The following is a 24,648-nucleotide window of genomic DNA, read 5'->3' as shown; positions in this document are numbered from 1 at the left end:
GCGTAAGCACTAATATACTGGTTGCAGGCTCTTCGCTTAGAAGAACTTCAACCATAAGGAGTACGTATATGATGCTTACTCAAACCAGGCGACAACCCCGGCTTAGCCTAGCCATGATCGCGCTTAGCGCCCTGCTGTGCGCGCCTGCCGCCTTCGCGGCCAGCAGCAGCCCCGGCACCGAGGCCGACATCGAGGCACGCTACCGCCTTGACGTGGAGCGCTGCAATACCGGGCAGACTCATCAGGACAAGGCCACCTGCCTGCGCGAGGCCGGTGCGGCCCGCGAAGAGGCGCAGCGCAATCGATTGACTCACGGCAATGAAGCTTATGCGCAGAATCAGCGTGAGCGCTGCAATGCCCTGCCGATCAACGAGCGCGAGGACTGCCTGCTGCAAATGTCCGGGGCCAGCACTCAGACCCAAGGCAGCGTTGAGGGCGGCGGTGTCCTGCGTCAAACCACGATTACCGTTCCAGCGGCTCCGGCTACGTCAACGGGTGCAGCGCAAGGCACCATGCCGGGTGCGACGGCGCCAGGCATCACCACGACGCCGGCGAATCCGCCCAGTCTGCCCGCACCGGCCTTAGCGCCCAATCCGCCACCAGTGGTTCCCGCGCCTTCTCTGGCACCCACCTCGCAACCCAGCCCCGCAGTGGTGCCGGGAACCGGGCTGGCCAAATAGTCTTCAGAGCGCGGCACACCGCATAGCAAAATCGGCCCCCACATGATTTCTGTGGGGGCCGACTTTTTTACAGTTCCATCTGCATGCCCATTTCAACCACACGATTGGGTGGAATGCGATAAAAACGCGTGGTGCCGCTGGCATTGCGGGCCATGACGGCAAAAAGCCGTCGACGCCAGGCGCGATGCAGCGGCTGCCGTCGCACTACGATGGCGGTCCGGGACAGAAAATATGAAGTCTGCATCGGATCAAGATTAAGCTGCGGATGCGCCGCCCAAATCTGCTCCAGCAGTTGCGGCACATTGGGTTCCTGCTTGAACCCCCAGCGTCCGACAGCCTGCCAGCTGCTGGCGCTTTGCTGTTCCAGCGTGTAGCGCTCCGACTCAAAAATGTAGGGCACGTCAGCGCTTTGCACCGTCAGAAACAGCACTTGTTCGTGCAGCACCTTGTTGTGCTTCAAATTATGCAGCAAGGCCGGGGGCACCGTGTTGGCTATCATGCTCATGAACACCGCTGTGCCCGGCACACGAGTAGGCGGGTACGCCTCCAGCGACTCCATGAAAGACTTCAGTGGCTGGTGGTCGCCGGACAAGGTCTCGTGGATGCGCTCGCGGCCCTGCTTCCAGGTGATCATCAAGGTCAGCAGCGCGGCGCCTATCATCAAGGGCAGCCAACCTCCCTCGAAAAACTTCAAGGCATTAGCCGACAGCAGCAGCGCGTCGACCAGCAGAAACACACTAAGCAATGTTAGCCACAGCCAACGGCGATACCCGCGGGTGCCACGCGGCAACACGAAAAAAGCCAGCAGCGACGTCATGAGCATGGTGCCCGTCACCGCGAAGCCATAGGCACTTGCCAGCTCGCCGGACGATCCAAAACTTACCACCAGTACCAGTACGGCAATAAAAAGTAGTGCATTCACCCGTGGAAGATACACCTGACCCTCTTCGCGGGCCGAGGTATGAAGAATGATCATGCGCGGCCAGAATCCCAGCTGCACTGCCTGCCGTGTCGCCGAGAAGGCACCTGAAATCACCGACTGCGAGGCGATGATGGCGGCGATCGTCGCCAGACACACCAGAGGTGCCAGCGCCCACGCGGGGGCCAACATGAAGAACGGATCTGTCATCGCCGCAGGCTGGGCCAGGACCAAGGCACCCTGCCCAAAATAACAAAGCACCAAGCCCGGAAGCACCATGCCGAACCAGGCGCGGCGGACCGTGGACCGACCGAAATGGCCCATGTCGGCATAGAGCGTCTCGGCGCCGGTGACCGCCAGCACGATAGCGCCGAACAGAGCATAGACTTCCCATGGTGCCCGAGCCATAAAGCTGTAGGCCCACCACGGATTGAGCGCCAGCAGAATTTCCGGGCTTTGCGCAATGCGCCACGCGCCCAATACCCCCAGAACCAGGAACCACACCAGCATGATGGGACCAAACAATTTACCCATGGCCCCGGTGCCGCGAGACTGTATGGCAAACAGGCCAGCCAGGACGGCCACGGCCATCGGCACAACCCAGGACGCCATGCCGGGCGACAGCAAGCTGATGCCTTCGATGGCGGAAAGCACGGAGATGGCTGGGGTGATGACGCTATCGCCATAAAAAAGCCCGGCACCAATCAGCCCCAGGATAATCAGCCGCCAGCGTCTGGCGCCGCTGGCGCCACGCAAGGCAAGTTCCAGCAAGGCCATGGTACCGCCCTCGCCCTTGTTGTCTGCGCGCAAGATAACAGTGACGTACTTGATGGACACCACGAACATCAGCGTCCAGAAGAACAGCGACAGCAAACCAAGGATATCGGCGCGGGCATGGCTGCTCATCAGCAGCAGGGACGCCTTGATGGCATAAAGGGGGCTGGTGCCGATGTCGCCATACACGACGCCCAGCGCGCCCATGATAAGCAGCGCGCGTGGCGACGCGTCCGGTCGGGTAGTGGCGTGCTGCACAGTCGTCATCGATGCCTGCTCTATTCTTGTCTTTTCAATTTTGCGCCTATGCGCGGCCCTGGGAATACGACAGTGACGCGCGTCCCCGGGAAGTCGGGCTGGCTGTTCAGGCTCCACCACGCTCCGTGGGCCCTGGCGATCTCGCGCACAATAGCCAAGCCCAGGCCCGACCCTTCCACGCCTACTCGCGAAGAACGATAGAAGGCCTCAAAGACGCGGGCGGCATCATCTTGCGCAATGCCGGGTCCATTATCTTCGACAGAGAGCGAAGGCGGATTGGCCCCGACCTTCAGGTTGATTTCCGTGGCTCCCGTGCCATAGCGCAAGGCGTTGTCGATAAGGTTGCTAAGCAGCTCTTCCAGCAGGATGGAGTCAACATCGACCCAGACCGGCGTCTCGGGCGCGAATAGATTGACTTCGATCTGCTTGCGGCGTGCCAAGGGTATCCATTCAGCAGCGCTGACTCGCACCCACTCGCATAGGTCAGTGCGCACGAAGCTGTCTTGCGGGCGGGTAGAGGAGTCTGCCCGCGCCAGAACCAGCAGTTGCTGGCCCAGCCGTATCATTCTGTCGGTAACCAGCTTGATGCGCTCGGCACGCTCGCGCACGTCGTCCGGCAGATTGCGCGTCAGCATCAGTTCAAGCTCCAGCTTCAGCCCAGTCAGCGGCGTGCGCAACTGGTGTGCCGCGTGGCCGATAAAGCGACGCTGCGCCTGCATGGAATCATCCAGACGCAGCAACAAGTCGTTGAAATGCGCCACCATCGGAGCGACCTCGCTGGGCAGGCCCCCTGCATCCAGCGGCTGGAGGTCTTCGATGGAACGTTGATTGATTTCCTGGGAAAGTCGGTTGATGGAAGCCAGCCCCGAGCGCACACCCGAGATCAGCACCCAGGCAAACACGGAAACCAGCGCCACTTGGCTGATGACCATGGTCCAGAAAATGTCTTGCAGCAGCCAGGCCTCCAGGCTCATCTTGCGCGTCATCACCCAGGTGGCGGAGATATCCAGCAGCACCAGGACAACCACGGCGGGGAACAGGCGAAGAACCAGGCGGCGGGCGAGCGATCCCGGCGGCATCCAGGCCTTTCTTAATTTATCCAGCACTTTCGGTATCAAGCAGATAGCCGAAGCCGCGTATCGTCTGTATACCGGCGCCCGTGCCTTCCAGCCGCTTGCGCAAGCGATACACATAGACTTCGACGGCGTTCTCGCTGAAGTCAGCATCCCAGGCCGATAGCGAATTGACGATCTGTCGCTTGGTGACTACACGGCCAGCGCGCGCCATGAGCATCTCGAGTACCGACAGTTCGCGCACCGACAAGGCCAGACGATTGCCGTTGGCCCGCACTTCCCGTCCGACGGAATCGAATACCAGGCAACCGGCTTCGATCAACGGGCGGGCCTGCCCGGCGCGACGCCGTCCGAACGCGCGTACGCGAGCTGCCAATTCGGCAAGCTCGAACGGCTTGGTGACGTAATCGTCGGCGCCCGCATCCAGCCCCGCCACGCGGTCCTCCACGCCATCACGCGCGGTAAGTATCAGTACAGGCACTTGTTCGTTGTTGGCGCGCAATTGGCGCAAAACCTCCAGGCCACTTAGACCCGGAAGGTTCAGATCGAGCAGCAGCAGGTCGTAGCTTTGTCCGGCCACGGCGCCGGCAACCTGTTCACCGGCGGTAAGCCAGTCGACTGCATAACCTTGTTCGACCAGGAACTCTTGCAAGGCATGGCCCAAGGTCGTGTCGTCTTCGATTACTAGAACTCGCATGCTGTGATTCTAGCTCGAAGACTGACCCGCCGGTATAAATGCCCGCACACCCACGCCGGCGTTACAAGCCTGACGCGGCATTGTCGGCGGGTCGGGTAATGAAGCCCAACTTCTTCAAGCCGGCAGCCTTGGCGCTGCTCATCACCTGTGCGAGCACCTCGTAACGGGTGTTCAGGTCGGCACGGATGCGAAGTTCGGGTTGCGGTTCCAGAGCAGCCTGGCCGGCGAATTTGCTGGTCAACTGGTCGATGCTCACGGCCTCTTCGTTCCAGAACAACTGGCCCTGGGCGTCCACTGCCAGGTCGATCACCACCGGCTCCTGTTGAACCGGCTGGGCGCTGGCCTGGGGCACATTGATCTTGATCGAATGGCTAAGCAGCGGTGCGGTAATGATGAAGATCACCAGCAGCACCAGCATCACGTCGATCAGCGGCACCATGTTGATCTCGGCCATGGTATGGGTGGTGCCCTTGCTGTTGTCGAAGCTTCCAAATGCCATGGCTTACTCGCTTTTGGACGCGGCCAGCGTCACATGTCGCACCTTGCCGGACGATTCAAACGCCTGTTGCCCGGTGGATAGGAAAGTAAACAAATCATGCGCGAAGGCATCCAGCCTGGCCAGATATACGCGATTGCCGCGGACAAAGCCGTTATAGGCCAGCACGGCGGGAATCGCCACTGCCAACCCCAATCCGGTCATGATCAGGGCCTCGCCCACCGGCGTGGCGATGCGGTTTACCGTCACGCCATCGGCCAGGCCGATGCCGATCAGTGCGTGATAGACGCCCCACACCGTGCCGAACAGGCCAACGAACGGAGCCGTCGACCCTATTGAGGCCAGCACCGTCAGTCCGTTCTCAAGCTTGGCAGTTTCTTCATCGATGACCTTGCGTATGGTGCGGGTCACGAACGCGCCAGTGGACCCCTTCTCTTCCAGCTTCATCGCGCCATACTTGGCATGATGGTTGCGCGCATGAATGGCGTGGCTGGCCACATGAGCGAAGGGTTCGGAAGCGCCGTGCGTGGTGATCTCGTTCTCGACCTGCTCCAGCGAGCTGGCTGCCCAGAACTCTCGCAGGAACTTATTCGATCTGCTTCGTATGCGCGCATTCAGATAAGACTTGACGAAAATGAGGTACCAGCTCGTCAGCGACATAAGCACCAAAATGGCGAACAAAGATTTGCCCACCACATCGCTTTCCGAAATGAAATGCAGCATGCCGCCCTGCGCCACGTCGGCGGCAGTCGTACCCATTTGGGCGACGGGCGGCACGGCGGCTGCACTGGCGGCGGCCAGGTCCGTCGCAGCGGCCGCCGCCGACTGTGCAGCCGGTGCCGTGTCGGCAAGCTGGCCTAGCACCTGCAGCGCACTGTTAAGCAAATCCAGCATAGCTTGTGTCCTATAAAACGAAATCAAAAGGGATGTCGGCCATCGCGCGATAGGCAACGCCGTTTTCGGTATATGGCTTGAAACGCGCCTTGCTCGCCGCTGTCACGGCCGCTTCGTCCAGGCGCTCATGGCCGGACGACTTGCGTACGGTAACGTCCAGCACGGAACCTTGGGGCGAGATCAACACCCGCACAACAACACGGCCCTGCTCGCCACGACGCTCTGAGGCCCGCGGATAAACAGGTGCAGGTCGGCGCCCCAGGTAATCCACCTTGCCGATCATGCGTGGTCGGTCCGGATCCACCGGCTTCTCGGGTGCCTTGGGAACGGCTGGCGCAACAGTTCTGGCGACCGGTTGCGCAGGTGGCCGGCTAACCGGCTTGGGCGCCGGCTTCACCACGGGCTTGGGGCGCGGCTTGGGCTCAGGCTTGGGTTTGGGTTTGGGCTCCGGCTTGGGCGGAGGCGGCGGCTCGGGCGTGATGGCTTCAGGCTCGGGCTCTTCGATGACCGGCTCGGGTTCGGGTTCGGGTTCGGGTTCGGGTTCGGGTTTAGGCTCGATGACGGGCTCGGGCTCAATAATAGGCTCTGGCTCGACGACCGGCTCCGGTTCGATGATGGGGTCGGGTTCGATGATGGGCTCGGGCTCTGGAATCTCGGGCAAGGCTTCCGGCGCTGCGTCGACCACCTCGTCGTCGATCTCTACAAATCGCACCTCAACCGCCTCGGGTAGTTCGATCTCTGGCTTGCTGGGCGGCGAGACGAGAATGGCGCCCAGCACCGCCAAATGCAAGCCGGCCGCCACGACGGCGCCCACAGCCTTCACAATGAAGGCACGGTGGCTCGGTTGAACACGAAAACGCGACATGAATCCCGAATTGAAAAAGTGGCACAGCGTCAGTATCGTGCACAAACAGCTGCTGCTTGAAAGAGGCACAGATATTAACAGTAATGCGAACTATTCGCAATATTATCGAGCCCGCTTTTAGAAGGTTCTTAGTCGGGCCGGGTTCCGCATTCACGCAACAAAAAAGGCACCTAAGTTTCCTTAAGTGCCTTCTTGCTGATATCTATACGCTTGCAATGCCTGGTGGGTGCTGACGGGTTCGAACCGCCGACCTACGCCTTGTAAGGGCGCCGCTCTACCAACTGAGCTAAGCACCCAATTCGGGTGTGCATTAACCGCCTGCACTTATCCTATTGGGGCCACCTTTATGGGGCTGACTGCATTTGGCTTAACCTCTGGCTTAACCGCAATAAATGCTAGCGCCACCAAACGCTGTAAAGTCAAAAATTATACTTCATCAGCTTTGGCATTGCAAACCAAGCGTCTTAGTTTACAGCGTCTTTCAGTGCCTTACCCGGACGGAACTTGGGTACCTTGGCCTTCTTGATTTTGATGGCTTCGCCAGTACGTGGGTTGCGGCCAGTACGAGCTGCGCGCTCTGACACCGCGAAGGTTCCGAACCCCACCAGCGTTACCGAGCCCTTCTTTTTTAGTGTGGTTTTGACGGCGCCGATAAAAGCTTCAAGGGCGCGGCCGGCATCGGCTTTCGACAGATCGGCTTTGGTGGATATGTGTTCGATAAGCTCTGTTTTGTTCATTAAGGATTACCCCTAAAAATTATTGTAGTCAGGTGGGGACCGAAGGGCCGGCCTGACGCTTGGTGAAAAAAATACGAGGTACATCAGTGCCTTTCGTATAACCCGCAGTGGATCATGCGGATGCAACCGGGTGGCGCGCTGATGCATATTGTCACTCGGCTGGCTATCGCGTATTAAGCCTTTGAAAGACAGGGCTGTCAAGCGGAAAAGCCCCCAAAACCCGCATCGTTACTGACATTTTTGTATTTCCACACCAAGTCGCAAAGTTTTTGCAAAGATTGTGATGTCAATGCTCTAGCAAGGCCCTGCTTATGGTAAAAGCGGTCGCGATATTCTCGGCCTAGCGCAGCGCCTGTTCGAAATCGGCCAGCAAATCGGCGATGTCTTCAATGCCGATAGACACGCGCAAGAAGTTATCCGAGATACCCATCTCGGCGCGCCGCTGCGGACCCATCTCGTAGTAGATCGTATGGGCCATGGGCAACACCAATGTCCGGTTGTCGCCCAAGTGCGTCGCAAGCACCAGGACCTTGAGTCGATTCAGAAAATCAAACACGTCGATCTCATCGACCAGTTCGATACCCATCAGGGCGCCATAGCGTCCGCCAAAAAGCTGTGTGGCCCGCTGATGTTGGGGATGGTTGGCCAAGCCCGGATAATGGATCTTGGCAACCTTGGGATGCTGGCTCAGCGCTTGGGCCAGCGCCAGTGCATTGCTGCAAGCCTTTTCCATGCGCAGCGACAAGGTCTCGGCACCCGTGGCGATGCGATGTGCCGCCTCGGAAGACAAGGTACCACCCATATCGCGCAGCCCTTTCTTCTTGATTTGAGTCAGGCCCCAGGAGGTCGGACTACCCTTGCGATAAGGCTCGGCAATATTCTCGTAGGACGACCAGTCGTACAGGCCCGTATCGGTTACTGCGCCGCCCAGCGCATTGCCATGGCCGCCTATGTGTTTGGACAGCGAGTTCACGACCAGCGAGGCGCCAACCGATTTACCACGCAGCAGTAATGGCGTGACCAGGGTGTTGTCCAGCACGTACACCAGATTTTTTTCGCGGCACCAGTTGCCTATGGCTTCCATATCTGGAATCTGCGTACCAGGGTTGGCCAACGCTTCTGCAAAGACCATGCGCGTTTGCGGACGCCAGGCCGCCTGGACTGCCGCCACATCGGCCGTATCGACGAAGCTGATCTGGACACCCAGACCGGCCAGCGTGCCGAACAAGCTATTGGTGTTGCCGAAAATATGTTGACCGCTGATTAAATGGTCGCCCGCCTTCAATAGCGTGAAAAAGGTCGCAGCCAGCGCAGCCATACCCGTAGCGAAGCTGACCGTACCCGCGCCCTCTTCCATCTGCGTGATCTTCTGTTCCAGCGCTGCGGTGGTGGGCGTGCCCTGACGCGCATAGGTAAAGCCGGCCTTGCCCTGGAACACCGCAGCAAGCTCACGAGCATCGGCAAAGGCGTATTCCGCCGAGGGGTGCATAGGCTTATGAATAGCGCCATGCTCGACGGAAGCGCGCCGATCAGAGTGAAGAATGGTGGTGGTAAAGCCGTTATTAGCCATGATGAGATGTCAGCAATTGGAGGGATCGGGGTGGAATAAGTGCGCCGCCGTCAGCGGACGGGCGCCGGGTACGCCATTAGGTCTGGCGCTGACGCACGGATTCGTACAAGCAGACCGCACTGGCCACACTGACGTTAAGGCTTTCAACCGAACCCAGCATGGGTATGGTCACGAGTTCGTCGCAGGTTTCTCGGGTAAGCCGGCGCATGCCTTCGCCTTCCGCGCCCATGACCCACGCCATGGCACGACGCGCATCGACCTGATGCATGCTGGCGCTGGCCTCGTCATCGGTGCCTACCAGCCAGACATCACGCGCCTTCAGTTGCCGCATGGTCCGTGCAAGATTGGTGACCATAATATAAGGGACGGTCTCGGCGGCGCCGGACGCCACGCGCTGAACCGTGCTGTTCAAGCCTACCGCGCGATCGCGCGGTGCAATCACGGCATGGACACCGGCCGCATCCGCAGTGCGCAAGCAGGCACCCAGATTATGAGGATCTGTCACCCCGTCAAGAATCAGGAACAATGCCGGCTCGGCCCTGTCTTCCAAGAGATCAAGCACTTCGTCGACATCGAGCGCCAGTGTCCGCGCTTCCGCGAGGGCCACTACGCCTTGATGTCGGGTGCCTCGCGCCAGGCCATCGAGCCGATCGGTAGCCACCGGGCGCACCTTGATGTTGGCCGCCTGGGCTTGCTCAATAAAGCCCTGCATGCGCTTGTCGCGGCGCGACGCCTCTACATAGAGTTCTTTGATGGAGTCCGGCGCGTGGCGCAAGCGCGCAACGACCGCGTGGAAGCCGGTCAGGACCTGGTGAGACGACATGGTGTTCCTTGTAGAGTGATGACGCCGCCGCCCAGCCGGGCCTACGGCGCTCACATTTTAACGCCAGCCGTCAGTGTCGGCTTTTTCCTGCCTTTTTGGGGGCGGCGGTTTTGGTGCTGCGCTTGGCCGCGGCCCGGCGTTGGCGCGACGTAGTGCCCTTCAGCGCATCCGGTTTGCTGGAGGCTGCGCGTTTAACACGTCGTTCGGCTGGCGCTTCGGTTTCGATGGAAGCCTTCAGCTCTTTGAAGCCAGTGCCCTTGACCAGGCGGAATTCGATGCGGCGTGCTTCCAGGTCGACACGAGCCACCTGCACCTGTACGGCATCCGTCAGGCGGTAACGTATGCCTGTGCGCTCGCCGCGCAACTCGTGCATGGCTTCGTTGTACTGGAAATAATCGGAGCCCAGTTCGGACACATGCACCATGCCCTCTACAAAGAGGGTATCCAGCGTAATGAAAATACCGAATGTCGCCACGCCCGTGACGCGTCCGCTGAACACTTCGCCAACATGTTCCTTCACGAACCAGCACTTCAGCCAGGCTTCAACATCGCGCGAGGCATCGTCGGCGCGGCGTTCGCGGGCCGACAACAGCAAGCCCAGCTTCTCCCAAATGGCGTGCTCGCGCTCGGTGCGCGGCAAGGCCGCCACGCTGCTGATGTCGTCCACTTGAGGGACATAGCGCTTCCCGCGCAACACGCCCTTGATGACCCGGTGGGTCAGCAGATCGGGGTATCGACGTATGGGCGACGTAAAGTGTGCGTAATGCTCGTAAGACAAGCCGAAGTGTCCGACTTGCTCGGGGCTGTAGATGGCTTGCTGCAAAGAACGCAGGCACATGGTTTGAATAATTTCGAAGTCCGGGCGGTTGCGTGCGGCCTTGATCAGACGGGCATAGTCGTCGGTGGACGGGTCGTCTCCGCCATCCAGCGTCAGCCCCAGATTGCGCAGATAGTCGCGCAGCGCCTGCAGTTTCTCGGGCGTGGGGCCTTCGTGTACGCGATACAGGCCCAGACGCTTGTTGCGCGTCATGAACTCGGCCGCGCAAGTATTGGCAGCCAGCATGCATTCTTCGATCAGCTTATGGGCGTCGTTGCGTGTATAGGCTTCGATGCGTTCGATCTTGCCCAGCGGATTACACACGATGCGCGTTTCGACCGTGTCGAAATCGATGGCGCCACGCTTTTTCCGCGCCTCCGCAAACAACTGATAAAGCTCGTAAAGGTTCTGCAGATGCGGCAACACGGCTTTCATGGACGTGGCCGCCGGCCCCGTGGGCTGTTGCAGCGCTTCCCATACGTCCGTGTAGGTGGTGCGAGCGTGGGAATGGATAACGGCGTCGTAGAACTGGTAGGCACTGATGCTGCCCGCCTTGGTTCCCGTAGCCGCAATCACCATATCGCACACTAGTACCAGGCGATCAACATCGGGGTTCAGCGAGCAGATGCCGTTGGACAGGGCCTCGGGCAGCATCGGTATGACGCGACGCGGAAAGTAAACACTGGTGCCGCGTTCGACGGCATTTTCGTCAATGGCGTCGCCCGGCTTCACATAGTGGGTAACGTCGGCGATGGCTACCAGCAGACGCCAGCCAGGCCGTTTACGCTTTTCGGTGCCGAGCTCCACCGGTGTGCAAAACACCGCGTCGTCGAAGTCGCGGGCGTCTTCGCCGTCTATCGTTACGAAGGGCACATCGCGCAAATCGACCCGGCCCTTCATATCGACCGGCCGGACCGTGCTGGGTAGCGCCGCAGCCTGCTTCAAGGCCGTTTCGGAAAACTCGTGCGGCACATCGAATTTGCGGACAGCAATTTCGATCTCCATGCCGGGGTCGTCGATTTCGCCCAACACTTCCACGACCCGGCCCAGTGGCTGGGTATGGCGGGTGGGCTGCTCGACGATCTGTATGGATACCACCTGGCCATGCTCGGCCCCACCGGTGTCGGAGGCGGGCACCAGAATGTCGCGCTTGATGCGTTGATCTTCGGGCACCACAATGAAAGCACCGCGCTCTTTAAGAAAGCGCCCTACCAGTTTATCGGTGCGCCTTTCCACGACCTCAACGATGGTGGCTTCAGGCTTGCCGCGGTACTCGCCATCGGGCTTGGCCAAGACACGGTCGCCGTGCATGACCTTGAGCATTTCGCGAGGAGAAAGGAATAGATCGGGGCCACCGTCTTCGCGTATCAGGAAGCCAAAGCCATCTCGATGACCCTGTACTTTTCCGGCGATGAATTCAGATTTGCTGTTCAACTGCAACCGACCTTGTGCATCGGACACCACCTGGCTGTCGCGTTCCATGGCTTTGAGCCGACGTTCCAGGCCAATAGACATGGGCAGTTCGGAACCCAGCACCTGTGCCAGATCTTCTGGGCTGACAGGCTTTTTATGCGACCGCAACTGCTGCAGGATGACTTCTCGGCTGGGTACCTCGGGATCGAAATCCGGGGGTAGGTCCTGCTTCCCAGACGATGCTTCTTTGTTATTTGTGTCTTTTTTAGATCGTTTGATCAAAGGTGGTTTCCATTCATTAAAAAAATCCGTTATACTTTGCGCCTCTTAAAGATGTAGTCGCGAAACGCAAACGCAGTAATCGGTAAAGCGATAGCATACACTTTATGCCCAGGTGGCGGAATTGGTAGACGCGCATGGTTCAGGTCCATGTGCCGCAAGGTGTGGAGGTTCGAGTCCTCTCCTGGGCACCATAGTTGTAAACGAGAAACCTCGTAATCTTTATCGATTACGAGGTTTTTTGTTTTGGGCGCAAGCGCGGTGTCTCGGGCATGAAGCAGCAAGCAACTTGCCTGCCCAGTACGCAGCTAAGCAGTCAGTGCGTGACGCATTGTCACGTGCTGAATGCCGGCATCAAGATAGACCTCGCCTTCGGCCACAAAACCGTGACGTGCGTAGAAGTCCAGGGCGTGCAGCTGCGCCGACAAGACCACTTCCAGGTAATGGCGACGGCGCGCCTCGTTGACCAGCGCGTTAAGCAGACGGGAGCCCACGCCGTCGCGTCGATGCGCCGCCAAAACGGCCATCCGTCCGATATGGGCATTGGGAAGCAACCGCCCTGTTCCGACGGGCGTGTTGCGGTCATCGTAGGCCACGGCGTGCACGCAGTGTTCGTCCTGGTCGTCCATTTCAAGTTCGGCTGGAACGTGCTGCTCTTGCACGAATACGACATGGCGCACCGCCATGGCGTCAGTACGACAGGTATTCCAATCACCCACAACAATTCTAATCTTCCGGCTCACGTCAGGCTCCGTATGGCATCAGGTGGCAAGCTTCAGACCGATGATGCCAGCGATAATAAGACCCACGCTGACCAGACGAAAAACACTGGCCGACTCGCCCAATAACAGTATCCCCAATATAACCGTTCCAACGGCGCCAACACCTACCCAGACAGCGTAAGCCGAGCCCACAGGCAGTTGTTTCAAGGCAATGCCCAGCAGCACAACACTGACCACCATGGACACCACCGTGCCGATGGTGGGCCACAAGCGTGTAAAGCCTTCGGTGTACTTCAAGCCAATCGCCCAGCCTATTTCAAACAGGCCCGCAACAAGCAAGATCAGCCACGACATGGATGCAGACATCGGTGAACTCCTACGGGGCCGTCCCCGGCATAGGCGCGCTGATCATCCCACGACAAAAGCGCGGCAAGGTCGTCCTTGCAGTTTGAAAGACAAGCATTCTACTATCGGGCAAGCAATACTAACCACAGGAATCCTATGAACCGGCTGCTGACCCGCTATACCGCCTTTTATTTTATTGCCTTGGCCGGCCTGGTGTTCCTGGGCCTGGGCCTCTGGAACAACGCCCTGTGGTTCGCCCCCGCAGCCGTCTGTGCGGGATTGGTCGGGCTGGGTTTTCGGGACCTCAACCAGACACGGCACGCCATACGTCGTAATTATCCCGTCATCGGCAACCTGCGCTTTTTCTTCGAGTCGATACGTCCGGAACTACGACAATACTTCTTTGAAGATGACACCACTTCGCTGCCCTTCTCACGCGCAGACAGGTCGCTGGTGTACCAACGAGCCAAGCAGGAAGTCGACAAGCGCCCTTTTGGCACCCAACAGAATGTCTACCAAAGCGGTTACGAATGGATCAATCATTCCATGGAACCGTCCCGCCCGACCGACAGCGATTTCCGTATTACTGTAGGCGGCCCGGATTGCACCCAGCCGTACTCGCTGTCTGTACTGAATATTTCGGCCATGAGTTTCGGCGCCCTGTCGGCCAACGCCGTGCTGGCCCTGAACAAGGGTGCCAATTTGGGCAAGTTCGCGCACGATACTGGTGAAGGCGGCGTCAGTCGCTATCATCTAGAGCACCAGGGCGACCTGATCTGGAACATCGGTTCGGGCTATTTCGGCTGCGGCGATGCCAAAGGCAGTTTCTCTGAAGAAGCCTTCGCCGAACGCGCCCGCCAGGACAGCATCAAGATGATAGAAATCAAGCTGTCGCAAGGCGCCAAGCCGGGCCACGGCGGCATCCTGCCCGGCGCCAAAGTCACCCTGGAAATCGCCGAGGCGCGCGGGGTGCCGCCCTGGCAGGACTGCAACTCGCCCGCCCGGCACAACGCTTTCACCACCCCTATCGAGCTCCTGCACTTCGTGGCGCGCCTGCGCGAATTATCAGGCGGCAAGCCTGTGGGCTTCAAGATGTGTATCGGCCACCCATGGGAATGGTTCGCGATTGCCAAGGCCATGCTGAAAACTGGCATCACGCCGGACTTTATCGTGGTGGACGGCGCCGAAGGCGGCACTGGGGCTGCCCCCATCGAATTCGTCGACCATGTCGGCACACCACTGCGCGAGGCGCTTCGGCTGGTGCACAACACCCTGGTCGGCATAGGATTGCGCGATCGCATCAAGCTGGGGGCATCAGGCAAGATCATCAGCGCTTTCGACATGGCAAGGGTGATGGCGCTGGGCGCTGACTGGTGCAACAGCGCACGCGGCTTCATGTTCGCCATAGGCTGTATACAGGCGCAGACTTGCCACACCGGTAAGTGCCCCACCGGGGTGACAACGCAAGACCCCAAACGCCAGGCGGCGCTGGTGGTCGGCGACAAGTCGCAACGGGTGGCCGGGTTCCACGCAAATACCCTTAAGGCGCTGGCCGAACTACTGGCAGCTGCCGGTCTGCAGCACCCCGGCGAACTCCGCCCCCACCATATTGCGCGCCGCATAGCGAACGGCGAAGTCCGGGTGCTATCTGCCCTGTTTCCAGACCTGGAAGAAGGCGAACTGCTGGAAGGCAAGTTTCGCCAGAACATCTTCCGCACCGCATGGCCGATGGCGCAAGCCGAATCCTTTGCTCCGCTATATAGCCTAAGCGCGGCCCTATCGGGCAACGTCAACAGCCCCATGCCCGACGAGGCCAGCGAAGCCAACAAGGCCCGCAATTCGCCGCTACTGGAGACCTAGTATTTTCCCTGATATTCCGCCGTTCAGATCAGGATTAATGTGTAGTTGCTGCCAAACGGCGGCGTCCAGCAGCCCTCATAGGCCGCTACTTTTACACTGCCCCTCCAAGGCAAGTGTCCACTGCCATTCCGGCAGTAAGGCCCCGCCAAAAGGCGGGGCCTTTTGATTAAAAATATGCTATAGTGCTCGACTTTGGCGCATTAGCTCAGCCGGTTAGAGCGACGGAATCATAATCCGCAGGTCCCCTGTTCGAATCAGGGATGCGCCACCAAGGATACAAACTGCCCCGACACCGCAAGGTTCGGGGCAGTTTTTTTGTCCTTTAAAACAATAAGCAATTGATTTATTGAATAATGTTTACTTAGAGACGTGGCATTTGACCTCGGGGAACACCAGTCGGTAGTTTCGTAGGTCTTCTTCAAAGGCATTGCACCTCTTGAGCACCCCATAGAGGTCGGGCCGGGGTTGGGTGTAATCAAAGGCCACCGTCCAGGCATGGATGCGAGTCATAGCTCGGATGTAGGGTGTGGCGTCGGCATGATTCGACAGGCTCTTCAACGGCAACAAATAGTCCTCCCGATAGACCGTCGGCACAATGATGCGCGAAAGTCCGGCGGCGCTTAGTACGCTGTTCATGGCCAGTCGCGCTGTTCTGCCGTTGCCATCTTTGAAGGGGTGAACCTCGGAGACAACGAACATAGTCATCAGCGCGCGGGCAAGGGGATCCTCCAGCGCCTGAATCCGCTCGAAGCCTTCCCGCAGCGTGCCTTGTACAAGTTCATGGGCCACGAATAGCGTCGCCCCGGCCTGGTTGTTCTGGTTCTTCCACTCGCCTGGGCTCTTGTCCAACCTGGACTGCATCACCAGCGCGTTGACGCTTTTGAGCCAATGCAGGAAGTCGTCCGCCGAGCTTGCCGGTTGGTCGCGCCAAGGGGCTTGCATCGCGGCCTGGAAGGTACCCAGAATGTCGTGAGAGTCCTCCGTCCGGTTCGGTATGAGCTTGCCTTCAAACACGATTTCCTCGGCCTCGCTGACCAAGAATGTGGTGCCTTCGATATAGTTCGAGAAGTAGGACTCAAAAAAAGCGAAGTTCTCGCGTGCGACTCCTGTTTCCGCTGTGGCGGTCACCTCCGGCAAGGCCTGGGCCCGTAGGCCGCTGAACAGGGTGTCGAACAGCACTAGACGGTCGGGGTCATAGGGACGGCCCGCGGCGCGTGCGAGCGCCTGCTTGCCGTGTAACTTTTTGCTCTCGTGGGTACCCAGCAAGGCGCCCATGATGCCATCCAGACGCTTGAACTCCTTTTCCCGGCCCATCTTGTGCGCTAACCTGCGGCAGGCATCCCTGAGTTGGGTGAACCGATGCTCCCCCCGAATCGAAAGAATTTTATCGAGCTCGACCTCGAGCGTCTCCTGGGGAAGCACTCTTTCACTTACACCACGGCCAGTCGCCATGTTCTCCAACAACCAGCGGGATTGGCTGGCCAGGAAAAGGTTCTTGTAGGGCATGTCGCCATCGACCGCGCCGGGTCCCGGAATAACCTTGATGGTGAGTCCGGGCAGCTCAAGCGTTCGTGGTCGATTTCCGCGTGTTACATAGAGGCGCCCTTCAACGGGCTTTGCGTCATACCCACTTCGATAGCCGAGGACACCACCAGGCAGCAGATGACTAACGATGGTCAACCAATGGCGCAGCACAACCATTTCCGGGGGGCTGGCCAGGTTGCTGGTATAGACTCCCTGGTAGAGTTTGCGTAACTGCCCCGCGCTAGCTAACCGGAGAATTTTGCGGTCTGCTGCAGCATCACCCCTACCAGTAAAGAGAGTCTCTGGCAATGAAAGGTCGGTTTTCTGTCTGATTCCCATGTCACACCCAGCATACTGTCTGAAAACCATCTTATTGTCTCACTATTTGTCGAAAAAATGTATTAATCAACAGATATAAGGTTTGTCGGCTTCGAGGGTGATTCAGCACAAACCGCTAGCCAGATTGTCTTAAAAACGTATGATTCAAGCACTTTTTGTCGGTTTTATGTCTTATTCTTCTTAAGAATGTTCATTTCGACTATTCTTTAGCACCCGTCCACACGCTGGTACAACTTTCAACTTGGCATACACGTTGCCCCAAGCATGGCATGCCGCTTGCTCTGCCCCTGCACTGCAGGCTGGATCCCCCAGCCGCTTATAGGGAGCTCCAAGCATGAACAAATCACAAATACCTGCCGCCCAAAAGGAAGTACTAAGCCTCCTTCTTGACGATCACAAGAAAGCAAAGAAGCTATTCAAGGAATTCGAGGCCGAAAAGGACGACGCGGCGAAGGAGAAAATAGCTCAGGAGGTCTGTACGGAGCTTACGGTCCACGCAGCGATCGAAGAAGAGATCTTCTACCCCTTCCTTCGGGATCAAAAGCCCGAGCTCTTCGGAGACCTGCTGAATGAAGCGCTGGTTGAGCACGCCAGTGCGAAGGATCTGATCGCACAAATTCAAGCGGCGAGTATGGAAGATGAGTTGTACGAGGCCAAAGTAACGGTGCTGGGCGAATACATCGCGCATCACGTCACCGAAGAAGAGGACGAGCTGTTTCCCAAGGTGATCTCGCAAAAGATCGACCTGCGCGAAATAGCGGCCGCTATGGCCGAGCGCAAGGAAGAAATGCTTCAGTCGGCGCTACCGGCCTGATTGCGCACGCCGGCCGGGGGAAGTCCCGTCGCGGGCCTCCGCCGGCCCTTTTCACATCTCGGAGGCAAGAACCGCCATGACAACACCAACATCCGCGCAACTGCCGACACCGCCATCCCCTGACCGCCCCCGCCACGGACTGAACGAGGCCGCCGCATGGGGTGGCTGATGGCCGCGCACATTGCAACGCTGACGATCTGGAGTGCCGGGCTGCTGTACTTGCCCGTTTTGTATATGGTGAACCGCAAGGAGCACAACGCAGAGACGCTACGCCGCTTGCGCGTCATCAGTCGCGTTGCCTATACCCGCATCGCATCGCCGGCCGCCGTGCTGGCCATCCTGACGGGCACGGCCCTGGTTTACGTGGCCGACGCGTCGGGCGCCTGGCTGGCTGCCAAGCTGGCGGTCGTGACACTGATGGGCGTGTTTCATGCTTACTGCGGCCACATGCTGGCATTGCTGGGTCACGAAGGGCAGCATAAGGCGCAACGCCACACCATCGCAGGTTGGCAGTTAATCGTTCCGCTATTGCTTATACCCACTGTGTTGTGGCTGGTGCTTGCCAAACCGGCCTTCTTTGCCAACATGGAGGGCGGGCCATGGTAGCGCCCGCAGGGGCGCAACGGCCTTACTCTCCGTGGACGCCCACTTGGTCTTCGAAGACCAGCTTCCCGCCCAGCCATCCCGCCAGCCCCACCAATAGCGCACCCAGGAAGGACAGAAAAATCCCCAAAGGGAACACGGCGCCGGCTGGGTCGGGTAAGCGCCAGAACCAGTTGACGAACGCGACAGACAGCAGCATCACCGCCATCACGAAGTGGCTCCAGGCCGCCGCGCGGTTCCGTATGCCGGCCACTGCCAACAGTTCGACCGTACCTGTCGCGCCTGCGACGCTGCCCATCAATGTGCCAACGCCCAATAGCCACAGCGACATGCGTGCCCAGAAGTCGTCCTCCAGCAGCACGAAGGCCACATCACTGCCCGACGCGCAAACCAGCAAGGCAATCGGGAAGGTAACCAATGCGGGATGCAAGGGGTGGCGGCTGATGGCGACGACGGTGCCAGTGCCTGTGGCTAGTGGCTGCTCTAATTTACTCATGGGGCGTGTTCAGCAAAAAGCATACCGTGGGGCGGCAGCGATGGTCGCCACGCCAACGCTAGCCCTACTGGCGGGTTGCGCGGACGGCCGGCTGTCTGCCTTGGCACCAGCCGGCCCGGCGGCAGCTTCCATTGCCACCATCTGGCACGTCATGGCCTGGTCTGCTGCAGCTATCCTGGTGTTGATGATCGCGTTGGCGGCAAGGGCGTGCTTGCGTCGCCCCCGCAGCGAGGATCGCTCCTCTGCGCGCCTGCTTCTGGTAGGAGGCGGCTTGGTGTTCCCGGGCGCGGTACTGCTCGCGCTGCTGGTATACGGCCTTCGGGCTAGCGATATTCAGGCGCCACTATCAAACGGCCAAGAGGTATACCGCGTGCATGTGCAGGCGCATCAATGGTGGTGGGAAGTTACCCACCTGGACGCACCGGATGGCCCACGCCATGCAGTCAATCGGATACACGTACCTGCCGGCGTCCCCTTCCATATCATTCTCACATCCAATGACGTCATACACAGCTTCTGGATACCGCGCCTGGGCGGCAAGATCGACGCCATCCCGGGGCGACGCAACTCCATACGCCTGCAGGCCGACGAGCCTGGCGTCTACGACGGCGTATGTGCGGAATTTTGCGGTGCCGACCATGCCAACATGCCGCTGCAATTGACTGCGCATGAAGAAGCCGATCTGGTGGGCGCCTTGCAGCAGTTGTCTTTAACGAGGGTGACGCCATGACGCAAGAAATATCTGCGGTCGCGCGCCATCATGCCCTTGATGCAGACTGGGGTACGCCGCCTGGCTGGCGCAGCCTATCCGCCGTCAACCATACGACCGTCGGACGCCGGTTTATCGTGGCAGCGCTGTTCTTCTTCCTGGTGGGCGGTGTGCTGGCCATGCTGATCCGTGCGCAAATTGCCACTTCGGGCAATGCGTTTCTGGACAGCAATGCCTACAACCAGGTCTTTACCATGCATGGCACGGTAATGATGTTTCTGTTTGCCATCCCCATGCTCGAGGGTTTCTCGTTTTATCTACTGCCCAAGATGCTGGGTGCGCGCGACATGGCCTATCCGCGCTTGGGCGCATACGCATGGTGGTGTTACTTGTTTGGCGGCTTGATCCTCATGGGAGGCATGGCATGGGGGGTCGCGCCGGACAGCGGTTGGTTCATGTACACGCCGCTATCCAGCGCTACCTACCAGCCCGGCATCAATAGCGACATCTGGTTAATTGGCATCACTTTCGCCGAGATCTCCGCGGTGTGCGCTGCCATCGAGCTGATCACGACCATACTGAAGTTCCGCGCGCCGGGGATGTCGCTGACGCGCATGCCGATTTTTGCGTGGTACATGCTGATCACCGCGGGGATGATATTGGTGGGCTTTCCACCATTGATCCTGGGCAGCATACTGCTCGAACTCGAGCGCGCTTTCGGCATGCCTTTCTTCGAGGTCGCCAACGGCGGCGATCCACTGCTGTGGCAACACTTGTTCTGGATCTTCGGCCACCCCGAGGTCTATATCATCTTCCTGCCCGCCGCAGGCATGGTCTCCACCATGATTCCCACTTTTGCGCAGCGCCCGCTGGAGGGATACGTATGGGTCGTCGTCGCGGTGGTGGCAATGGGCTTTCTTAGCTTCGGCCTATGGGTGCACCACATGTTTGCGGTCGGCATACCGCAGATGGCGGTCGGCTTTTTCTCGGCGGCCAGTATGCTGGTGGCGATACCGACCGCTGTGCAGTTCTTTGCCTGGCTGGGCACCCTGTGGTCAGGAAACGTCAGGTTTGGACTGCCCATGCTTTACCTGGGCGGCTTCCTGGTCATCTTCGTGATCGGCGGCCTGACGGGCGTGATGCTGGCGCTGGTGCCCTTTAACTGGCAGGCGCACGACACGCACTTCGTGGTCGCCCACCTGCACTATGTGCTGATAGGTGGGATGATCTTTCCGGTGCTGGCCGCGACCTGCTATTGGATGCCGCACTTTACCGGACGCCTTTCCTCGCAGCGTGCCGGCACCTGTGCATTCTGGCTGATATTCCTGGGCTTCAACCTGACCTTCCTGCCCATGCATCTGACCGGCTTGTTGGGCATGCCGCGACGTGTCTATGCCTACCCTGCCGACGCCGGCTGGGACACATTGAATCTGGTGTCTTCCATGGGAAGCTTCATCCAGGCCATCGGCTTTGCTGTTTTCCTGCTGGATATGCTGCTGCATGTGCGGCTGGGCCGCCCCGCTGCGCGCAATCCGTGGCAGGCCGGTACCATGGAATGGGCCATGCCCACGCCGCCCACCAACTACAACTTCGCCACCATACCCGAGGTACAGGGCCGCTATCCCTTGTGGGACGATGCGCAATTGGGCGTCGATGCGGCCTCGGGCAAGCATTGGTTGGCCGCGCCCGCGCCGGGCCACCGCCAGACCCTCAGCGTAGACGTCATCACCGGATCACCGCAAAGCGTCGTGGAGCTTCCCGGTCCTACCTGGCTGCCGCTATATGCCGGCCTGGCAACTGGCTTGTTCTTTATCTGCTTGTTGTTCAAGGCCTATGGCATTGCCATGGTCGGCGCCGCATTGGCTTTGCTGCTGTTCTTGCGCTGGGCATGGCAGGGGGGCTTACGCGATGACCCCGCTCCCGTGCACGCGGGCCCGGGCGTATGGCTGCCGGTGCATCTGGCGGCGTCCGGCGCACCCGGCTGGTGGGGCATGTGCTGCGCCCTGGTCGGCAATGCCGCGCTATATGGCTCGCTACTGTTCGGGGCCCTCTTCCTGCAAACTATGGCGCCGAACTGGCCACCCGCTACCTGGCTGGACTTGCCCGCATGGCTGGGAATCCTGGTGTTGGCCGCCCCGGTTTTCGCAGTCGCAGCAGCACATTGGGCTTGCCGTGCCAATCAGCGTGGCCTAGCGTCGCAACGTGATCTCGGCCTTGTGGCTGCTGCGATCGCAAGCGCCATCGGCGTCGTAGCGTTCGGCTGCGTCCTTGCAGCACTGCCACCCGCAAGCCGTCATGCCTATGCAGCCGTAACGACTGTTCTGGCCTGCTATGCCGCCCTGCATTGCGGCGTCGGCTGCGTTATGGCCCTACATGTGGCGCTACGCGGTCGTGCCGGTTTTGTTTCGGTCGCGCGCCGACTGGAACCAGACGTCTTGCGTTTGTGGCTGGCCTATACAGCGCTGGTTGCAATCACCGCCGCTGCAACCTTGTACGCCATGCCCAGGATCATGCCATGACCGATGATCGCCCGGCACAACGACGACCGACACTATGGCGCGCCTTGGCGGGATACTCGTTATGGGCAGTGTGCCTGACCATCTTGTATGCCGCCCACGCACTCGGCTGTCGTTACGCCGAGGCGGCGGGCAGTGTCGCCATGCTGCATGCACCCGCCATGGGCGGGCTCATCTCCTGGGCCCTGGCCGTCGTGTGGCTTGTTTTTATTGCAGGAAATGTATGGCTTGCAATGCAAAGCTGGAAGCGGTGGCATGGAGCAGGCAATCAACAAGACCCCACGACCGTCGCCACCAGTCGCCTGGCGCGGGTTACCGTCGCGCTTGACGTCAGCGCGGTGGCAGCCACGCTGGTCACAGGACTGCCGATTCTGCTTGTCCCCGCCTGCATCGCTTAGCCTATTTGGGTACTTTGGGTTAGGATGCCTGCGGACCCTTACCATGGTGGCAAGCATGTACGAATCCAAGAACGAAAATATCCTTTCCACGCGACATTTCACGTTGCGCATGCTGTGGCACTTTGCCATGGCTGTTGCCATTATTGTGGTGGCCTTGGCCATGGGTGTACTGGGCATGATGTGGATCGAGTCCATACATTGGCATGATGCCGTCTTGAACACATCGCTGATCATTGCAGGCATAGGCCCTTACATACTGCCGGCCACCACCGCCGGAAAGTTGTTCTTTTCCTTTTATGGAATGATGGTTGGGCTGGTTTTTGTCGCTACCCTGGGGTTGGTGCTGGCACCACTGGCGCATCGCCTAATCCATAAATTCCATCTTGACGACGACTGATGCCGACCACTGGCCTCGGATCCGATTCCTCGACCCCCGTTATACGCCAGGGGTGCTATGCCGCTTGGCCCAACTGATGCACCCTTATTTCGGCGCGCCCGAACTCCAGTCCCCGCTGCTCCAGTTCGCGCATAATGCCCAGGTTGATCGCCTGCTGTATATCCATGTAGCGGTTGTAATCAGCGCTAAGCACGTAATAGACCACCTCGTACTCAAGCCCGCGTTCGCTGAACTGCAGCAAATGTGCGCGATCAAAACGCGTGCCTTCGGTGCCTTCAATCAGCGCCTTCACTGAGTTGGCAATGTCTTGCGCCTGCGATGCGCCTGCTCCATAAGCAACGGTAAACTTAAAGGCGATGCGCCGCAGGTCCATGCGCTTGTAGTTCTGTATGGTTTGCTTGAGCAGTTCGGTATTGCTGCACACGATCTGTTCACCGCCCAGGCTGCGTATACGGGTAGTCTTCAAGCCCACATGCTCTATGCTGCCAGCGATGGCGCCCACCACAATGAAGTCGCCGGGCTCGAATGGCTTGTCCAGCCCGATGGATACGGAGGCAAACAAATCGCTAAGCACTACCTGTGCCGCCAGCGCCACTGCAATACCGCCTATGCCCAGGCTCGCGACAAAGGCGGTGATGTTCACGCCCATATTGTCCAGCACAGCCAGCACGGCGACCGCCCACAATACCGAGCGGGCAGAGATCCCCAGTATGGTGATGGTTACCGGATTCAAATCCGGGCGACGTGCCAGGTATCGATCCAGCCCGTAGGTAATGGCACCGCTTAGCCACAGGGCGACTTGCAGCACGACGGCCACGAACCACAATTGGGAGATGCCGGCCTGCCATGAAAAAGGCAGCTCCAGCAGCTTGACGCCCAACAAAATGGACAGCGCCAGCAAGGCAAAATAGCTGGTGCTGGCGACGGCGCGCAGCAGCACGCGAATAAGGAAACCGCCCGGTGCTTCAGGGTGATCGACCACTCGCCCGCGTATAAAGCGCCGCAGTGTCGTCAGGATAAAAAAGATGATTACTGTCGCGGTGATGGCCAGGAGCCAATTCCATACAGGGACCGACATCACCGTGGTTTGCAGCCACCAATCGCGCATCATGCTTGCTCCGCTCGAGTTCGAAGCACGATGCGCGGCAAGTGGCGTGCCGCCCTACATTACAGCAATTTGTCTATTAGCTTGCCGCCGAAGGCGCCGGCTATGCCGGCGACCGCACAAACGATGCCAACGACAGCCACCAGTCCGAGCAGTGCGCCAGTAGTCAGGACAAGCCCACCGGTGACACCTTCAAGCTGCTCGTCGGATAGTTCTGCATTGCTTGAATACTGGTCGAAAGCAACATCCAGGCCTTTGCCCAGGGCGGCCTCATCGACCACAATCCCTTTGGCCAGCGCTGCTGTGGCAAGCTTGTTGGTGAACTCTTGCCGGGACGAAACATTACGCAGTTCTTCACATAGTGCGGGATTGGTGCTGACCAACTCTTTGATGGCTTCCACATTCGTTACGGTAAGGGTCATGAGGCTTCTCCTATTTACGCAATCAAGCAACAACGCTTGACTTGACCGAAGTGTAGGCAGTGCATGGCGGTGGGCCAATAGCTCTAAAGAGCTATACAAAACA

General features: G+C 59.2%; 24 protein-coding genes and 3 tRNA genes. 10 read left to right on the top strand and 17 right to left on the bottom strand.

Features of this window, described 5'->3' with window-relative positions; translation table 11 throughout:
- Positions 1–68 precede the first annotated feature (68 nt).
- Positions 69–680: a hypothetical protein gene (locus CKA81_RS03410; RefSeq protein WP_128354048.1), complete on the top strand. Its 612-nt coding sequence runs from the start codon at positions 69–71 to the stop codon at positions 678–680.
- A 67-nt stretch (positions 681–747) separates the two neighbouring features.
- Here the strand turns inward: CKA81_RS03410 and CKA81_RS03405 are convergent, their stop codons facing one another.
- The 11 genes from CKA81_RS03405 to rnr all read right to left on the bottom strand — a co-directional run bounded on the left by CKA81_RS03405 (position 748) and on the right by rnr (position 12,298).
- Entirely contained in the window at positions 748–2,640 is a 1,893-nt protein-coding gene (locus CKA81_RS03405; RefSeq protein ID WP_128354047.1) for a potassium transporter Kup, read from the bottom strand.
- Between the two features lie 11 nt (positions 2,641–2,651).
- Positions 2,652–3,710 (bottom strand): sensor histidine kinase, encoded by a 1,059-nt coding sequence (locus CKA81_RS03400; protein WP_128354046.1) that lies wholly within the window; start codon positions 3,708–3,710, stop codon positions 2,652–2,654.
- Positions 3,711–3,726: 16 nt separating this feature from the next.
- Complete coding sequence (locus tag CKA81_RS03395; RefSeq protein ID WP_128354045.1) at positions 3,727–4,401, bottom strand: response regulator transcription factor; 675 nt, start codon at positions 4,399–4,401, stop codon at positions 3,727–3,729.
- A 61-nt stretch (positions 4,402–4,462) separates the two neighbouring features.
- Positions 4,463–4,900 carry an ExbD/TolR family protein gene (locus CKA81_RS03390; protein ID WP_128354044.1) on the bottom strand — a complete coding sequence of 146 codons (438 nt, stop codon included), beginning with the start codon at positions 4,898–4,900 and terminating at the stop codon, positions 4,463–4,465.
- 3 nt (positions 4,901–4,903) lie between these two features.
- Positions 4,904–5,791, bottom strand: coding sequence for a MotA/TolQ/ExbB proton channel family protein (locus tag CKA81_RS03385; protein ID WP_128354043.1), 888 nt, complete (start codon positions 5,789–5,791; stop codon positions 4,904–4,906).
- A gap of 10 nt (positions 5,792–5,801) precedes the next feature.
- Positions 5,802–6,656: an energy transducer TonB gene (locus CKA81_RS03380; RefSeq protein WP_128354042.1), complete on the bottom strand. Its 855-nt coding sequence runs from the start codon at positions 6,654–6,656 to the stop codon at positions 5,802–5,804.
- A gap of 220 nt (positions 6,657–6,876) precedes the next feature.
- Positions 6,877–6,952, bottom strand: a tRNA-Val gene (locus CKA81_RS03375).
- A 168-nt stretch (positions 6,953–7,120) separates the two neighbouring features.
- A complete protein-coding gene (locus CKA81_RS03370) occupies positions 7,121–7,393 on the bottom strand; it encodes an HU family DNA-binding protein (protein ID WP_113931454.1) in 273 nt (90 codons plus the stop codon).
- 340 nt (positions 7,394–7,733) lie between these two features.
- Positions 7,734–8,963 carry a cystathionine gamma-synthase family protein gene (locus tag CKA81_RS03365; RefSeq protein ID WP_128354041.1) on the bottom strand — a complete coding sequence of 410 codons (1,230 nt, stop codon included), beginning with the start codon at positions 8,961–8,963 and terminating at the stop codon, positions 7,734–7,736.
- A 76-nt stretch (positions 8,964–9,039) separates the two neighbouring features.
- Positions 9,040–9,786: a 23S rRNA (guanosine(2251)-2'-O)-methyltransferase RlmB gene (gene rlmB, locus CKA81_RS03360; protein WP_128354040.1), complete on the bottom strand. Its 747-nt coding sequence runs from the start codon at positions 9,784–9,786 to the stop codon at positions 9,040–9,042.
- A 70-nt stretch (positions 9,787–9,856) separates the two neighbouring features.
- The gene (gene rnr, locus CKA81_RS03355) at positions 9,857–12,298 is read right to left on the bottom strand and encodes a ribonuclease R (protein WP_128354039.1); all 2,442 of its coding nucleotides are present in this window, start codon (positions 12,296–12,298) and stop codon (positions 9,857–9,859) included.
- A gap of 106 nt (positions 12,299–12,404) precedes the next feature.
- Here rnr and CKA81_RS03350 point away from each other — a divergent pair.
- Positions 12,405–12,489: transfer RNA gene (locus CKA81_RS03350), tRNA-Leu, on the top strand.
- Between the two features lie 114 nt (positions 12,490–12,603).
- On the opposite strand, the gene CKA81_RS03345 is transcribed toward CKA81_RS03350, so the two are convergent.
- Together CKA81_RS03345 and sugE are read right to left on the bottom strand one after the other, a co-directional pair.
- A complete protein-coding gene (locus tag CKA81_RS03345) occupies positions 12,604–13,038 on the bottom strand; it encodes a GNAT family N-acetyltransferase (RefSeq protein ID WP_228255774.1) in 435 nt (144 codons plus the stop codon).
- An 18-nt stretch (positions 13,039–13,056) separates the two neighbouring features.
- A complete protein-coding gene (gene sugE / locus CKA81_RS03340) occupies positions 13,057–13,371 on the bottom strand; it encodes a quaternary ammonium compound efflux SMR transporter SugE (protein WP_128356513.1) in 315 nt (104 codons plus the stop codon).
- 147 nt (positions 13,372–13,518) lie between these two features.
- On the opposite strand from sugE, the gene CKA81_RS03335 reads away from it, so the two are divergent.
- On the top strand, positions 13,519–15,222 hold the full coding sequence (locus tag CKA81_RS03335) for an FMN-binding glutamate synthase family protein (protein ID WP_128354038.1): 1,704 nt from the start codon (positions 13,519–13,521) through the stop codon (positions 15,220–15,222).
- 194 nt (positions 15,223–15,416) lie between these two features.
- Positions 15,417–15,493, top strand: a tRNA-Met gene (locus CKA81_RS03330).
- Between the two features lie 86 nt (positions 15,494–15,579).
- Here CKA81_RS03330 and CKA81_RS03325 read toward each other — a convergent pair.
- Positions 15,580–17,085, bottom strand: coding sequence for a Fic family protein (locus CKA81_RS03325; protein ID WP_128354037.1), 1,506 nt, complete (start codon positions 17,083–17,085; stop codon positions 15,580–15,582).
- A 334-nt stretch (positions 17,086–17,419) separates the two neighbouring features.
- On the opposite strand from CKA81_RS03325, the gene CKA81_RS03320 reads away from it, so the two are divergent.
- Both CKA81_RS03320 and CKA81_RS03315 read left to right on the top strand, forming a co-directional pair.
- On the top strand, positions 17,420–17,899 hold the full coding sequence (locus tag CKA81_RS03320; RefSeq protein WP_128354036.1) for a hemerythrin domain-containing protein: 480 nt from the start codon (positions 17,420–17,422) through the stop codon (positions 17,897–17,899).
- 168 nt (positions 17,900–18,067) lie between these two features.
- On the top strand, positions 18,068–18,505 hold the full coding sequence (locus CKA81_RS03315) for a CopD family protein (protein WP_164878332.1): 438 nt from the start codon (positions 18,068–18,070) through the stop codon (positions 18,503–18,505).
- A gap of 22 nt (positions 18,506–18,527) precedes the next feature.
- Here CKA81_RS03315 and CKA81_RS03310 read toward each other — a convergent pair whose 3' ends face one another.
- Positions 18,528–18,998, bottom strand: a complete 471-nt coding sequence (locus tag CKA81_RS03310; RefSeq protein ID WP_128354034.1) for a DUF2231 domain-containing protein — start codon at positions 18,996–18,998, stop codon at positions 18,528–18,530.
- A gap of 40 nt (positions 18,999–19,038) precedes the next feature.
- Here CKA81_RS03310 and coxB point away from each other — a divergent pair, with 40 nt between their 5' ends.
- From coxB to CKA81_RS03290, 4 genes are read left to right on the top strand one after another with little or no spacing between them, the layout of a single operon-like run.
- Positions 19,039–19,728, top strand: coding sequence for a cytochrome c oxidase subunit II (gene coxB, locus CKA81_RS03305; RefSeq protein ID WP_164878331.1), 690 nt, complete (start codon positions 19,039–19,041; stop codon positions 19,726–19,728).
- Positions 19,725–22,226: a cytochrome c oxidase subunit I gene (gene ctaD, locus CKA81_RS03300; protein WP_128354032.1), complete on the top strand. Its 2,502-nt coding sequence runs from the start codon at positions 19,725–19,727 to the stop codon at positions 22,224–22,226. The genes coxB and ctaD overlap by 4 nt, the downstream gene beginning before the upstream one ends.
- The gene (locus CKA81_RS03295; RefSeq protein ID WP_128354031.1) at positions 22,223–22,621 is read left to right on the top strand and encodes a hypothetical protein; all 399 of its coding nucleotides are present in this window, start codon (positions 22,223–22,225) and stop codon (positions 22,619–22,621) included. Before ctaD ends, CKA81_RS03295 begins: the two co-directional genes overlap by 4 nt.
- A 43-nt stretch (positions 22,622–22,664) precedes the next feature.
- Positions 22,665–23,018: a two pore domain potassium channel family protein gene (locus tag CKA81_RS03290; RefSeq protein ID WP_228255773.1), complete on the top strand. Its 354-nt coding sequence runs from the start codon at positions 22,665–22,667 to the stop codon at positions 23,016–23,018.
- A 55-nt stretch (positions 23,019–23,073) separates the two neighbouring features.
- Here the strand turns inward: CKA81_RS03290 and CKA81_RS03285 are convergent, their stop codons facing one another.
- A complete protein-coding gene (locus tag CKA81_RS03285) occupies positions 23,074–24,129 on the bottom strand; it encodes a mechanosensitive ion channel family protein (RefSeq protein ID WP_128354030.1) in 1,056 nt (351 codons plus the stop codon).
- 56 nt (positions 24,130–24,185) lie between these two features.
- Positions 24,186–24,545: a hypothetical protein gene (locus CKA81_RS03280; RefSeq protein ID WP_128354029.1), complete on the bottom strand. Its 360-nt coding sequence runs from the start codon at positions 24,543–24,545 to the stop codon at positions 24,186–24,188.
- Positions 24,546–24,648 lie beyond the last annotated feature (103 nt).

Source organism: Pollutimonas thiosulfatoxidans (assembly GCF_004022565.1).
GTDB lineage: Bacteria > Pseudomonadota > Gammaproteobacteria > Burkholderiales > Burkholderiaceae_B > Pusillimonas_D > Pusillimonas_D thiosulfatoxidans.
The sequence above is the reverse complement of the archived record's forward strand: the minus strand, read 5'-3'. Positions and strand labels throughout refer to the sequence as shown.

Bases quoted from the DNA above. Each gene is read 5' to 3' on its own strand.
- CKA81_RS03390 (WP_128354044.1), bottom strand. From the start codon at position 4,900: ATGGCATTTGGAAGCTTCGACAACAGCAAGGGCACCACCCATACCATG.
- CKA81_RS03385 (WP_128354043.1), bottom strand. From the start codon at position 5,791: ATGCTGGATTTGCTTAACAGTGCGCTGCAGGTGCTAGGCCAGCTTGCC.
- CKA81_RS03410 (WP_128354048.1), top strand. From the start codon at position 69: ATGATGCTTACTCAAACCAGGCGACAACCCCGGCTTAGCCTAGCCATG.
- CKA81_RS03395 (WP_128354045.1), bottom strand. From the start codon at position 4,401: ATGCGAGTTCTAGTAATCGAAGACGACACGACCTTGGGCCATGCCTTG.
- CKA81_RS03380 (WP_128354042.1), bottom strand. From the start codon at position 6,656: ATGTCGCGTTTTCGTGTTCAACCGAGCCACCGTGCCTTCATTGTGAAG.
- ctaD (WP_128354032.1), top strand. From the start codon at position 19,725: ATGACGCAAGAAATATCTGCGGTCGCGCGCCATCATGCCCTTGATGCA.
- CKA81_RS03335 (WP_128354038.1), top strand. From the start codon at position 13,519: ATGAACCGGCTGCTGACCCGCTATACCGCCTTTTATTTTATTGCCTTG.
- CKA81_RS03295 (WP_128354031.1), top strand. From the start codon at position 22,223: ATGACCGATGATCGCCCGGCACAACGACGACCGACACTATGGCGCGCC.
- CKA81_RS03315 (WP_164878332.1), top strand. From the start codon at position 18,068: ATGGCCGCGCACATTGCAACGCTGACGATCTGGAGTGCCGGGCTGCTG.
- rlmB (WP_128354040.1), bottom strand. From the start codon at position 9,786: ATGTCGTCTCACCAGGTCCTGACCGGCTTCCACGCGGTCGTTGCGCGC.
- CKA81_RS03325 (WP_128354037.1), bottom strand. From the start codon at position 17,085: ATGGGAATCAGACAGAAAACCGACCTTTCATTGCCAGAGACTCTCTTT.
- CKA81_RS03310 (WP_128354034.1), bottom strand. From the start codon at position 18,998: ATGAGTAAATTAGAGCAGCCACTAGCCACAGGCACTGGCACCGTCGTC.
- coxB (WP_164878331.1), top strand. From the start codon at position 19,039: ATGGTCGCCACGCCAACGCTAGCCCTACTGGCGGGTTGCGCGGACGGC.
- CKA81_RS03290 (WP_228255773.1), top strand. From the start codon at position 22,665: ATGGTGGCAAGCATGTACGAATCCAAGAACGAAAATATCCTTTCCACG.
- sugE (WP_128356513.1), bottom strand. From the start codon at position 13,371: ATGTCGTGGCTGATCTTGCTTGTTGCGGGCCTGTTTGAAATAGGCTGG.
- CKA81_RS03370 (WP_113931454.1), bottom strand. From the start codon at position 7,393: ATGAACAAAACAGAGCTTATCGAACACATATCCACCAAAGCCGATCTG.
- CKA81_RS03285 (WP_128354030.1), bottom strand. From the start codon at position 24,129: ATGATGCGCGATTGGTGGCTGCAAACCACGGTGATGTCGGTCCCTGTA.
- CKA81_RS03280 (WP_128354029.1), bottom strand. From the start codon at position 24,545: ATGACCCTTACCGTAACGAATGTGGAAGCCATCAAAGAGTTGGTCAGC.
- CKA81_RS03320 (WP_128354036.1), top strand. From the start codon at position 17,420: ATGAACAAATCACAAATACCTGCCGCCCAAAAGGAAGTACTAAGCCTC.
- CKA81_RS03405 (WP_128354047.1), bottom strand. From the start codon at position 2,640: ATGACGACTGTGCAGCACGCCACTACCCGACCGGACGCGTCGCCACGC.
- CKA81_RS03365 (WP_128354041.1), bottom strand. From the start codon at position 8,963: ATGGCTAATAACGGCTTTACCACCACCATTCTTCACTCTGATCGGCGC.
- CKA81_RS03400 (WP_128354046.1), bottom strand. From the start codon at position 3,710: ATGCCGCCGGGATCGCTCGCCCGCCGCCTGGTTCTTCGCCTGTTCCCC.